The 11730-nt window shown below is 70.8% G+C and carries 10 protein-coding genes; 3 read left to right on the plus strand and 7 right to left on the minus strand.

What is annotated here, in order from left to right; all coding sequences use genetic code 11:
- Positions 1–66 precede the first annotated feature (66 nt).
- Both ACFZBT_RS10270 and ACFZBT_RS10275 read right to left on the minus strand, forming a co-directional pair.
- A complete protein-coding gene (locus tag ACFZBT_RS10270; RefSeq protein ID WP_391100867.1) occupies positions 67–258 on the minus strand; it encodes a DUF397 domain-containing protein in 192 nt (63 codons plus the stop codon).
- The gene (locus ACFZBT_RS10275; protein ID WP_391100871.1) at positions 255–1136 is read right to left on the minus strand and encodes a Scr1 family TA system antitoxin-like transcriptional regulator; all 882 of its coding nucleotides are present in this window, start codon (positions 1134–1136) and stop codon (positions 255–257) included. The genes ACFZBT_RS10270 and ACFZBT_RS10275 overlap by 4 nt, the downstream gene beginning before the upstream one ends.
- A 158-nt stretch (positions 1137–1294) precedes the next feature.
- Between ACFZBT_RS10275 and ACFZBT_RS10280 the strand changes: the two genes are divergently transcribed.
- Genes ACFZBT_RS10280 through ACFZBT_RS10290 form a run of 3 tightly spaced genes read left to right on the plus strand, consistent with a single transcriptional unit; the run spans position 1295 to position 2506 of the window.
- On the plus strand, positions 1295–1816 hold the full coding sequence (locus ACFZBT_RS10280; protein WP_391100873.1) for an ATP-binding protein: 522 nt from the start codon (positions 1295–1297) through the stop codon (positions 1814–1816).
- Between the two features lie 28 nt (positions 1817–1844).
- A complete protein-coding gene (locus tag ACFZBT_RS10285) occupies positions 1845–2087 on the plus strand; it encodes a type II toxin-antitoxin system VapB family antitoxin (RefSeq protein WP_391100875.1) in 243 nt (80 codons plus the stop codon).
- Complete coding sequence (locus ACFZBT_RS10290; RefSeq protein ID WP_391100877.1) at positions 2087–2506, plus strand: PIN domain-containing protein; 420 nt, start codon at positions 2087–2089, stop codon at positions 2504–2506. The genes ACFZBT_RS10285 and ACFZBT_RS10290 overlap by 1 nt, the downstream gene beginning before the upstream one ends.
- Before the next feature lie 37 nt (positions 2507–2543).
- Here ACFZBT_RS10290 and ACFZBT_RS10295 read toward each other — a convergent pair whose 3' ends face one another.
- From ACFZBT_RS10295 to ACFZBT_RS10315, 5 genes are read right to left on the minus strand one after another with little or no spacing between them, the layout of a single operon-like run.
- Positions 2544–3854, minus strand: coding sequence for a hypothetical protein (locus ACFZBT_RS10295; RefSeq protein WP_391100880.1), 1311 nt, complete (start codon positions 3852–3854; stop codon positions 2544–2546).
- Between the two features lie 45 nt (positions 3855–3899).
- Entirely contained in the window at positions 3900–5036 is a 1137-nt protein-coding gene (locus ACFZBT_RS10300) for a hypothetical protein (RefSeq protein ID WP_391100882.1), read from the minus strand.
- Positions 5033–6925, minus strand: coding sequence for a DrmB family protein (drmB, locus tag ACFZBT_RS10305; RefSeq protein WP_391100884.1), 1893 nt, complete (start codon positions 6923–6925; stop codon positions 5033–5035). The genes ACFZBT_RS10300 and drmB overlap by 4 nt, the downstream gene beginning before the upstream one ends.
- On the minus strand, positions 6922–10071 hold the full coding sequence (locus ACFZBT_RS10310) for a helicase-related protein (RefSeq protein WP_391100886.1): 3150 nt from the start codon (positions 10069–10071) through the stop codon (positions 6922–6924). The genes drmB and ACFZBT_RS10310 overlap by 4 nt, the downstream gene beginning before the upstream one ends.
- A 52-nt stretch (positions 10072–10123) precedes the next feature.
- The gene (locus tag ACFZBT_RS10315; RefSeq protein WP_391100888.1) at positions 10124–11704 is read right to left on the minus strand and encodes a sigma-70 family RNA polymerase sigma factor; all 1581 of its coding nucleotides are present in this window, start codon (positions 11702–11704) and stop codon (positions 10124–10126) included.
- Positions 11705–11730: the final 26 nt, after the last annotated feature.

The following is an 11730-nucleotide window of genomic DNA, read 5'->3' on the forward strand; positions in this document are numbered from 1 at the left end:
TCGCGCGCACGAAGGTGTGCTGTCCGCCGCTGCACCCTCAAACGCGGCGGACAGCACACCTCAAGCTCAACACTCCGACGCGAACCGCACGAACTGCCCCCAGCCCTCACGGCTCACCGCGAAGTCCGGCCGAGCCACGTCCTTGGAGTCCCGTATGTGGACAGCCTGTTCGGCGACCGCGACCTCCACGCAGTCGTCGCCCTGGCTACCGCTGTAGCTCGACTTGAACCAGGCGAGTTCCGTCGTACCGCTGCTCATAGCTCTCCTCGCAGTCGCTCCAGCAGGGCCCGGGATTCCGTAGGGCTCAGGGCCTGCGAGCGCAGTGTTTCATAGCGCTGGCAGAGCAGGCTCACCTCTTTCCGGTCCGAGATCAGTCGCCCGTTCTCCTGCCCCTCGGAGTACCCGAGCCGCTGCCCCGCAGGGGTCTCCAGAATCCGCACCGGCCCGTCCAGGCACGGGTGCAACCCAGCCTCCAACGGCACCACCTGCAGCGTCACATTGCGCGGAGCACTCAGCTCCAGCACGTGGTCGTACAGCTCACGCATGGCCTCCGCGTCCCCGAACCGCCGCCGGAACACATGCTCCTCGACGATGAAGCTGAACGGCACGGTCGGCCGCTCCCGCATCATCGCCTGCCTTTCCATTCGCGCCGCGAGCTGCTGCTCCAGCTCCTCATCGGTCCGCAGCGGGATCGTGCCCTCGAACACAGCCCGCGCGTACGCCTCCGACTGCAACAACCCTGGCACCAGCCGGCACTCGTACGTACACAGGCTCACCGCCTCCCGTTCCAGCCGGGCCCACTGCCGGAACCACGCGGCGAGGCCCGCCTCGCCCCGGGTGAGATGGCGGGCGGCCTTCCGCAGCGCACCGGTGTTGCCGAGTGCTTCCTCCGCGCGTTCCACGAACGCCTTGTCCGGCATCCGGCGGCCCAACTCCACGGATTCGACGGTGTGTTTGGAGTACCGCACCCGGTCTCCGAGGTCGACCCTGCTGAGCCCCACGTGCTCGCGCAACGCCTGGACGACCGCGCCGAAGGTGCGCAGACTGTCCGACGGATGGGGTTCCCGCTCCCACTCCCCTGCCGGGACCATCCGGGCGCCTACACCCTGGACCGCGTCCCCCTCGGCGATGTCCATCCGCCGCCCCTTTCTCCAGCCCCACTCGGGCCCGCACACGTTCGGCACTCAGAGTGACGGCTGAGCATGCGTACTGTCCACTCTTCGTGCCCGTACGCTGACTCCGTGTACGGGGCCCGAGGCTCGCAGCGAGGCATCACTGACGCCACGCTGGTGCCATGAACCAACCGGCTCCCCAACTCACCGGCTCCTCACTCACCTTCACGCAGCTGTTCTCCTCCACGCAGCGCGGCGCGCGGCTCGCCCGGCTGCTCGCCGTGAACGAACTCCACTCCTGGGGTGCCCCGCAGGGCATCACGGAGCGTGTCGAGATCGTCGTAGCGGAGCTCGCGGCGAACGCCGTGCTCCACGGCAGCGTGCCCGGTCGCAGCTTTCGGCTGACCCTCGTCCTCGACGCCTCACCCGGCCTCCTTCGCGTCGAGGTCACCGACGCCCGCGGGGAGCTCTACCCACAGATCGTGACGGGCACTGCCGCAGCCGACGCTCTCCGCCCCGGCGGACGCGGCCTGTCACTCGTCACCGCTCTCGCCGACCACTGGGACTGCGTCCCCTACGCACCCTCCGGCAAGACCGTCCGGGCAGTGTTCTCCTCCCCGTGGCGCCCCAGCCGACCCTCCTCGACGGGGTCGCTACCCTCGAACGATATCGATCAGAGTCAAGAAATGGTATCGTTTCGCTGACGGAATCGTCTGATAAGGGATCATCCGCATGGCCAGAACCGTCATCGACCTCGACGAGGACATGGTCGCCGAGGCCATGCGCATCTTCGGGACCACAACGAAAGCCAAGGCCGTCCGCCTCGCCATGGAAGACGCCGTCAAGAGGCACCTGCGGCAGGAGGGCTTCGACGCCATGGACGCCGGCGAGCTCGACTTCAGCGAGATCGTCGAGAACACCGGCCCCCGCAACGCGGACGGCTCCCTCAAGCGCGACGGAGGCCGCGCCGCCTGATGCAGGACCGCTATCTGATCGACAAGTCCGCCCTGGCCCGCTGGACGAAGCCGAGCGTCAAGGAGGTGCTCAAGCCTCTGCAGGAGCGCTGCCTCCTCGCCGTGTGCCGCCCCACCGAGTTCGAGATGATCCGCTCCGCACGGGACAGCGCGGAAGCGACACGCATCAGCACCTGGCTCCACGCCTTCGACTACCTCGGAACCGACGACGACGCCTTCACCCGCGCCCTTGAGATCCAGCGCCACGCCGCCAACGCGGGCTTCCACCGCGCCCTTTCCCTGCCCGACCTGCTGATCGCCGCCACGGCGGAACTGAACCAGCGAACGGTCCTCCACTACGACGGGGACTTCGACATGATCGCCTCCCTCACCGGCCAGCCCACCGAATGGGTCGTCCCACCCGGCAGTGCCGACCGGTAAGCGCGTGACCTCAGGTCGCCCTTGAGCGCGTCAACGCCTACGCGGGCAGCGCCGGGAGCACGACCACCGAGCCGTCCTTGTCGCGGGCGATCTCAATCGCCACGTCTGTCGCACGGCCGTTGGCCGTGACGCCGTCGCCCAGCTTGCGAATCCGGTATGCCGCGCTCATGAGGCGATCGACTTCACTGGTCGTGAAGACAGGGCGCCGACCGCTCGGGCGAGCCAGTTCCAGGTTCGACAGGCGCACAAGGACACCGGCGATACCCGACTCCAGTTCATCGAGGCGCTGCTGATCACGCTTCAGTGCGCGGGTGAAGTTCTCGAACGGATTGCCGGGGTCGCTCTGGGCGTGCTCGACGGCCTGGAGGACGACGACCCGCCGCTTCAGCGCGATGGCCAGGGAAGCGAGTTCGAGGTGGGTGCGGAACGTGCCGCCTTGGTCGTCGACGCCGGGGAACGACTTGGTCAGTGTGCCGAGCTCGACGGCCTCGCCCTCGGGCAGTCCGTCGAGTGCCGTCTGCCATCGGGCCAGGCGGCGCTCGGCTTTGCTCAGCGCCGTGTCGATGGCATGCACCGCCGAGTCGAGTCCCAGCGAGACACCGAGCCTGCCCTGGTCGAGCAGAATGGCCGTGGCTTTGTCGATGGCGCCGCGGCAGCCGTCGAGTGCGCTGTGCTCGTCGTCGAGCTTGTCCTCCTGAATTTGCTCCAGCAGTTCCGTGATGTGCTCGATGGCCTGCTGGCGTTTGTTGTCGGCGTGCGCGCTCACCCCCACCGCCACGGCCATGAGCACGAGCGGAGCGGCCACGGTGAGGGCCGTGCCGCCGGCGGCCAGGGCACCGGCGGTCGCCCCGGCCCCGCCGGCCGTTCCCGCCGCTGCCGCCCCTCCGACCGGCACGAACGTCGCGTGGGAGGCGATCCGGCCCGTCGAGTCCACCAGTGCACTGCGGATGCCACCGGCCGCCCCCCTTGCCGCCATCGATCGGACGAGGCCCTGCCCGAATTGGTCGGCGACCTTCGCCGGGACCACGATGCGATACAGCCCCTCGCCGGAAGCGGTCGCCCGGGCCGCAGTGAGGGAGCTTCGCGCCGACTGCGTGATGAACTGCGACAGGTGCTGCGCCAGGGGACTCGCGGCGTCGAGCGGGATACCACGGCCGCGGTCCATCTTGCCGGGCAGTGGATGTGCCTCAAGTGTGACGATCGGCTGGTCGGCCAGGACGGCCAGCACTCCGCGCAGTTCGGACAGGCGCTCAGCGGTCATCGACTCACCCGCCGTCAGCCCTGGCACCCGGACGTCGGCGGTTGCCAGCGTCCACACGGGCACGGTCGTCTTGCGGTCGTCAGTCATCGTCTCCCCTTGTTTTCCAGCATGCTTGTGGCCTCGGTCGCGCCGTCACCGCACGTGCGCCCACCCCTGCAGCCCCTCCAGATGCCGCGGCAGCCGACTCCCCTGCCAGCCCAGCACCAGCCGCTGCCGGGCGCGGGTGATCATGACGTAGTACGCCATGCGCAGGGTCGCCGACGTGGGGTCGGTGGCGGAGTCGGAGTCCGCGTCGGCGACGACGACGGTGTCGAAGTCGAGGCCCTTGGCGCTGGCGCGGTGGACGAGGACGACGCCGGGGCGGGAGAGGTCGAGGTCACGGTAGCGTCCGGAGGAGGCCTGCGAGCTGTAGAGCTGGGGTGCGTGGGCCAGACCGGCGCGTTCCAGGCGGCGCATCAGGTCGGCGGCCGTGCGCAGGGAGTTGACGATGACGCCGATGCGGTCCCGCGGGTGCCTCGCCGCCATGCCGGCGAGGTCGTCGGAAAGGTCTTTGACGCCCGGGTAGTGGCGGATCACGGGCAGGGCGCCGCTGCGCGAGGGGATGTCCGGGAGGGGGCCGCCCGTGCGGAAGTGCTCGGCGAGGGAGGCGATCTCGCGGCTGTTGCGGTGGTTCCCGGCGATCTCGACCCGTGTCGTGGAGCGGCCGAGGGCGTCGGTGATCTCGGTGAGGGTGGAGTTCGTCTCGGTGAGGCGCTGGCACTCGTCGGCGAAGACCGTGACGGAGGTGGCGGCGAGGCGGGCCATGCGGTAGAAGCCCGGCGAGAGGTCCTGGCCCTCGTCGACGACCAGGTGGGGGGTGGCCGCGTCGTTCTCGCCGAGAGCGGCGGCAGCCTGCTGGGTGAGGGCCGCCCAGTCGAACCAGCCGTCCTGGGTACGCGGTGCGCCGTATCCGAAGTGGCGCAGGATCCAGGCGTGGACGGTGGCGGTCTCGACGGGTGCGCCCGGGACTGTGAGGCCCTGGAGCATGCCGTCGAGGAGCCGGCGCAGCAGGTTGGAGCGCGAGAGCAAGAGGGTGGGGCGGCCGGTGAGGGCGAGGTGGACGGCGCGATGCGCGGCGAGCAGGCTCTTGCCGCTGCCGGGCGGGCCGCTGACGAGGTGGTTGCCGGTCAGTGGCAGGGCGTCCAGGCAGTCGCGCTGGGCCGGGGTGAGGTCGGAGTGGAGCACGGGGGTGTTCGCGGTGGTCATGGATGTGGTCTTGGGTGTGGTCATGAGTGTCCTCCCTGGGCGATGGCGGCGGCGTACTCGCGGCTCGCGTCGAGGACTTCGGTGAAGTAGCCGGGCACGCGGGCGGAGCCGACGACCAGGGCACGGTCCAGCAGGGTGTTGCCGGTCTGGCAGCTCGTCTCGGGCAGCAGCGTGCAGGCGTGGCAGGCGGCGCGGTTGAGGTTGCCGAAGCCCTGGCCGGTGTGCTCGGCGCACAGCGGGTCGGCGGAGCACCAGGCGGCGGCTTCCAGCATCCGGATGAGCGTCTCGGCGAAGTGCGGTGCCTCGCCCTGCCGGACCAGGCCGCCGAGGGTGCCCTCGGCGTCACCGGCGGCGGTGTAGATGAGCAGTCCGTGCTGGCCGTACTCGGGGCGGCCGTAGACGCGCTCGCGCAGGCTGGCGGTGGTGTAGCCGGAGTCGAAGGAGAGCTGGCGGATCAGGAGGTGGGCGAGGGTGTGCAGGAGCAGGAAGCGGGGCGAGAGTGCGCTGCCGGTCGTCTCGGCGAGCTGTTCGTCGCGGAACGACGCGTCGAGGTCCGTACGGACACCACGGACGTGGGCCCGTACACGGGGGTCGTTCTCCCAGGCGGTGAGGCGCTGTTCGTCGAGGGTGAGGACGATGCCCTCGCCGTACACCTCGGTCGCGGGGAGCCAGCGCAGGCGGCCGCTGGTGTCGGCGGGTACGAGGGTGCCTCCCGGCGAGTGCCGGCGGAAGCCGGTCAGCGCCCGCACCTCGCGCAGGCGGTCGGCCAGGATGATGCCGCCGATGTGCGCGTCCAGGGTGGCCCAGGGCTCCTCCTTCTCGCCGTCGAGGCCGAGTCCGCCACGGCGGATCGCGAACTCCGTTGTGGGTTCGGGGAGGTGTACCGCGTCGAAGGCGTACCACTCGTCGCGACTCAGGTCGACCTTCCCGGACTTTCCGGACTCCTGCCGGTCGGCGGGCGGCGCCGCGGGGGCACCCGTGGCCTCCGCGACGAGACCGTCGATGAGGCTGTCGGGAGCATCGGTGTCCTCCTTGATCATGCCGCGGAAGATGTCAGCCCTGGGCGTGCCGAGCGCGTCGATCAGGTTCGTCCAGTAGCCGTGCTCCAGGACGGCCTCCGCCATGGTCCGCTCCGCCCGCGGGGCTTCGGCGGTCTGCGGGATGTCGAGGGCCGAGTAGACGACCGGGTAGTAGACGTTTCCGGCGGTGCGCTGCACGATGTGCACCTGCTGGCCGCAGGAAGTTCTCGCATCCCGGTGCTGCCAGGGGTTGCGGCCCGAGCAGTGTCCGCCCTGGGGGCCGAGGACGTCGAGCAGGTCGCGTTCGGCGCCGCAGGTCTTGCCGCCCTCCCTGGTCGCTCCGCAACTCACCGAGAGCGCTTCGAGTCCGGAGGCGCGGTCGGCGACGCGGAAGCTCAGCCGATCCGCCTTCCAGGTGTGCTTCGACTCGGAGCAGGATTCCCGTAGTTCGGGTGCGAGCTTGGAGTGTGCCCAGTACCACCAGTCGACGTCGTCGAGGTGCCCGTCCGCGCAGATGCGGACGAACCGCATCGGGGTGAGGCGGGGCGCGGCGGCGCAGGACGTGCAGACGGGCGGCTCGCCCGGTTTCTCGTTCTCGCGCAGGAAGCGGACCATGGCCCGGCAGGAGCCGCAGAACAGCCAGCCCGGGAAGCGCACATAGGGGACGCCGGGGCGATCATCCTTGTCGTAGCGGTCGTTGAGGGTGTGGGGCGCGGCGTAGAAGCCCTTCACGCCGAGGCGGGTGGCGAGGCGTTCGGAGGGGACGGGGGTCTTGAGGTCCGGCCATCGCTCGATACCGGCGGCGACGAACGACTCGCCCTGGACGTCGAGTACCGCGCCGACACCGAACGGCAGCACGGTCTGTGCCTGGCGGACCCGGAGTTTGCGCTTCACTTTCCCGCTCCCGTCACGGTGATCTGGCACTCGCGGTCCACGCTGCGCATCGAGTTGAGGGTCTCCCACAGGCCGTAGCGCTGCTCGAAGCCCTTGAGCAGGTTGTGCTGGCCCTTGCCCTGGCTGCGGTAGTAGAGGTCCTTGCCCTCGGCGGCGGCGATGCCCGCCTGCCGGTACCAGTTGTCCAGGAGGTAGCCGAGTTCCGTTCGTACGTCGGCGCGTACGACGTCGGTGTCGGCTCCCGTGGCGCCGTGCTCGGCGGTCGCGGCACGATCGGCGAGGGCGTCGGCGATCCGCCCTGCCTCTTCCCTGTGGTCGGTGATCCGCCCGGCCCGGTTCTCGGCGGCCAGGCCGAGCCGGTGGCGGACCAGGATGACGAGCACGGCGTGCAGGGCCCTGCGGCGGGCGGGCGGGGACCAAGGCGTGACGCTGGCGGGTTCGACGTAGCGGTAGAGCGCCCGGTGGTAGTCCATGAAGGTCTCGTAGTGGGACCGGTCGCGCGGGCGCGTGGCGTTGAAGTAGGTGACGACGAGTCCGGGCACCTGGTGGCGGCCGACGCGGCTGGTGGCCTGGATGTACTCGGCGGTGGTCTTGGGCTGGCCCTGCATGAGCAGGTAGGCGAGCCGCTTCACGTCGACGCCGACGGAGAGCATGTTGGTGCACGGCAGGAACGACACCGACCGGGGGTCCGTCCAGGGCTTTTCGAGGCGGTCGAGAAGGATGGGCTGATCGGCGCGCTTCACACTGCTGTCGAGTTGCTGCACCTGCTCACCGACGAGTTCGCGCGTGCCCGCTCCCTCGTCGAGGCCGCGGAGCTGGGCGGGGATGTCGTCGCCGGCCGCGGTGACGGTACGACCGAGCTCGCGCAGGCTGTGGTGGTAGGCCACGAGCGTGAAGTAGTCGTCGCGGTGTTCCTCGGGGAGTTGGTGGACGCCCTGGAGCATGGCCGCCGTGGTGGCGACGGCGCCGCGGCCCGCGGTGTGGCCCTGCGCCATGACGCCGAGGTAGAGGCGGCCGGGGCGGCCGGTGTCGGGGACGGCGAAGAAGCTGTCGCGGGCGTCGAGTCCGGACGGCGGGAAGAGCTGGACGTCCTGGTGGTGCAGGGCGCGGACCTGTTCGGCGGAGCGCCGGATGGTGGCCGTCGCGGCGACGACCTTGGGCGGGCGGCCGTCCGGGCCGGTGCACAGCTCCAGGATGGCCGCCTCGTAGAGGCCGACCGTGGTGCCCAGCGGTCCGGTGAGCAGGTGCAGCTCGTCCTGGATGATCAGGGACGGGGGCGGGTTGCCGGTGCCCGCGCCGAAGAGGCGGCCGGAGTCGGGTTCCCAGGCGAGCCGGGCGAACTTGTCTACGGTGCCCAGGACGAAGGTGGGCGGATCCTCGTAGAGGTGCTGGTCGACGACGGCGACGGGTAGGACGTCGTGGAAGGCGCACTCGTCGCGTGTGCAGTAGAAGGCGAACTCGTCCGTCTTGGCGCGGACTCCGTAGTCGTCGCGGACGCTGGACTTGGCGGGCGGCAGGATGCGGGTGCCGCACCACGGGCAGCGGTCGAGGATGAAGACGTCCTCGGGGTGGCTGGCGTCGCGCTGCTCGTCGAAGGCGTCCTTGGCCGTCTGGAACTTGTTCGGGGTGGTGGTGTCGCCGACCCACAGGCCGATGGTGACGGGTTCGCCACCGAGACCGAGCTCCGGTTCAGTGCGGCGGAGGTAGTCCAGGGCGCAGATCGTGGTGGCGGCGCGCTGGAACTGCTGGGTGGTGAGCAGGCTGAGGGTGTAGCGGCTGAGCACGGTGGTTCCGTCGCCTTCGCCGCGGATCCGGCGCAGGGCGATGGTGTACGCGGCCAGGAGCAGATACGCCTCGGTCTTGCCACCGCCGGTGGGGAACCAGATCAGGTCGGTGGTCTCGCGGTCGCGGTGTCCGGGGTCGGCGACGCCGTCGAGGGCGAGGAGGAAGAAGGCGAGCTGGAAGGGGCGCCAGGTGGCCTCGGGGTCGACGGGCGGGTCGAGGGCAACGGGGTCCGCGCGAAGGCGCCGCTGACCGGCCTGGTCGGGGGCGGAGTGCCGCATCTGGAGCAGCATGGCGCGCTGGGCGATGCGGAAGGCGTCGAGGAGTTCGGGACGGTCGGGGTCGCACAGAGTACGCACGCCGGACTCGATGCGGGTGACCGCCTGGCGGACGCGGTCGAGGATCCGCTCGGCGGCCTCGCGGCCCCAGGGCGGCACCTCGACGGATCGCTGGCCCACGTACCAGGCGTGGTAGGAGGCGGCGAACTCCGCCAGTTCCTCGCGGAGCTGGTCCCTGTCGACGGCCGGGTCGGCGAGGTGGGAGATCGTGAGCGCGGGGGCGTCGAGCGGGCCTCCGGCCCGGACGGCGGGTACCTCGGCGCGGGGCAGGGCCTCGCAGGCGAGGAGTTCGACACCGCCGTCCTCGCCGCGGTCCTCGCGGACGGCGCAGCCGTGGCCGACGGCATGGGTGACGACGTGCCGGTACTGAAGTCGCAGTTCGCGTTCCTCGGGATCGCGGCTGGCGAGCCGGACGCTCGGATACGGCAGCACGGAACCATCGGCGGGGCGGACGCTGAGCCGGCACTGGAACAGCATGTCGTCCCAGTCCGGCGCCTTGTCGTCGGCACCGTCGTGGTGTCTCTCGTTCACCAGGGCCACGGTCAGGAGGGTGCCCTCGCCATAGGAGCGGCGGGTCACCTGGATCTTCGCGCGGCCGTCGAGGACGGGCACGTCGTCCCGGTCGGGGCCGACGGTGTGTGTCTCGGGCGTGAGGGGGACCCGCTTCCAGCGCCGCCCGCGCCCGGGTTCGTTCCGCTGCGTCTCGTAGCGTGCGGCGGCGCAGCTGACCTCGATGTCCACGGCATCGGTGTAGAAGCTGATGCCGAGGGAGGCGGGCAGCCAGCTGTTGGTCTCGGGCACGGGGTCGGCGGCCGGGTCCACGTCGGGAGCGTCCTGCTCGGCGCCTGGTGCCTCGGGGTCGTCGGCGGCGAGGTCGAGCCGGCGCCGGCGGTCCGCCTGTTGCGGGTAGAGCGTGCCCATCAGGTACTGCCGGTCCGGCGGTGCGTCGAGCACCTCGTCGTCACCGCCGACGGGGCCGACGAGCTGGCGGGTGAGGTAGTCGACCAGCTCTTGGCGCGGGTCCATGTGCGGGGTCCTTCGGATGAGGGGAGTCGGGAGGTTCGTGCGTCCGCAGGCTTCAGCGAGGCCTGGGCATCAGCCCATGACGGTCCAGCTGGCCGCGGAACTTCCACTTGACCTTCGACTCGATCTGGCGGATGCGCTCGCGGGTGACGCCGAAGACGGCCCCGATGTCCTCCAGCGTGTCCGGCTCGTCACCGTCGAGTCCCGTGCGCCGGACGACGACATGTCGTTCACGCTCGGTGAGGTGCTCCAGGACGTGCCGCAGGCAAGCCAGGTGCTCCTTGCGGACCACCACCTCGGCGGGGGTGGGAAGTCGGCTCGGCCCGATGATCAGGTCACCGAGGGCGGCATCGTCGCCGATGATCCGGTCGAGGGAGTCGGTGGGCCGGCTGATTCTGCGCACCTCTTCCACTTCGGCGAAGGTCAAGCCGCTGACATAGGCCACGTTGTCGATGGTCCTGGGGCGGCCTTCGCCCAGAAGCTTGCGCTCGGCCACGGCGACCTTGCTCACCTTTTCGTGCATGTGCACGGGTATCCGGATCATGGTGCCCTCGTCGGCGATGGCCCGGGTGATGGCCTGCCTGATCCACCACGTCGCGTAGGTCGACAGTTTGAAGCCCTTGCCGACGTCGAACTTGCGTACCGCACGCATCAGTCCGATGGTTCCGTGCTGGACGAGATCATCGACGTCCAACCCTCGCCCCTGGTAGCCCAGCGCGATCTTCCACACGAGCCGCTGGTTGTGCAGGACCAGGCACTCGTAGGCGCGCCACCGCTCGCCGTCGCGGGGAAGCGCCTTGATCTCCTCCGCCGGAACATCGCGGCCGAGGAGGTCGGCGCCGTCGCGGAGGAGCACGGCGAGGCCTACTTCCTCGTCCGCCGTGAGAATCGCCTTGCCCGGGTTCCGGCGCCACCGGTCGTCTTCCAGTACGGCCCGGGCCGCGCGCACGGCGTCCCGCAGTCGGTCGTCCGTGGCGGAGGCAACGGAACGGGCTGCGCGCTTCTTGCCGGTCGGCGGCTTCTGGGAAGCCGAGGAGGTGGACCCGGAGGCCGCCGAGCGGCCCGCGCGGCCGTCGGTGAGCGCCTGAGGGGACGTGCGGGGCGGCCGGGGACGGGTGATGGGGAAGTCCGCCGCCAGCTCACGCGCTTCGGAGGGACTGAGCCCATGGAGCCGTACGACGCCGTCGTGGGCGAGCTTGCCGACCGTGCCGTCGGTATCCGCGTAGCGGGCCAGCATCCGCCGGGCCCGGGCCAGGCGGCCGGCCGCTTCGCTGGGGACGAGCGCGGGTTCGGACGCGGCCTTCCGTTGTGGCCCCGCCGGCGGCACGACCCTCGTCGGCGGCACGGCCCCCGCCGCCGACACGACCCCTACCCCCGGCACGGCCCCCGCCGCCGACACGACCCCTACCCCCGGCACGGCCCCCGCCGCCGACACGACCCCTGCCGCCGGCACGGCCCCCGCGGCCTGCGGGACCGACGCGGCGACCGGTGTCACGGCGGAGGTCCGGCACGCCTTCCGGCGCGAGGACTTCACGTGCAGGCCGACAGCGGCGAGCCCGTTACGCAGCCTTCTCTGCTGCTCGTCGCTCGTGAGCCCCAGCCGATCCGCCTCCACGGCGAAGGCTCGATGGCTCACGAGCCCCGAACGAGACGCAGATCGTC

Source organism: Streptomyces sp. NPDC008137 (genome assembly GCF_042957035.1).
GTDB lineage: Bacteria > Actinomycetota > Actinomycetes > Streptomycetales > Streptomycetaceae > Streptomyces.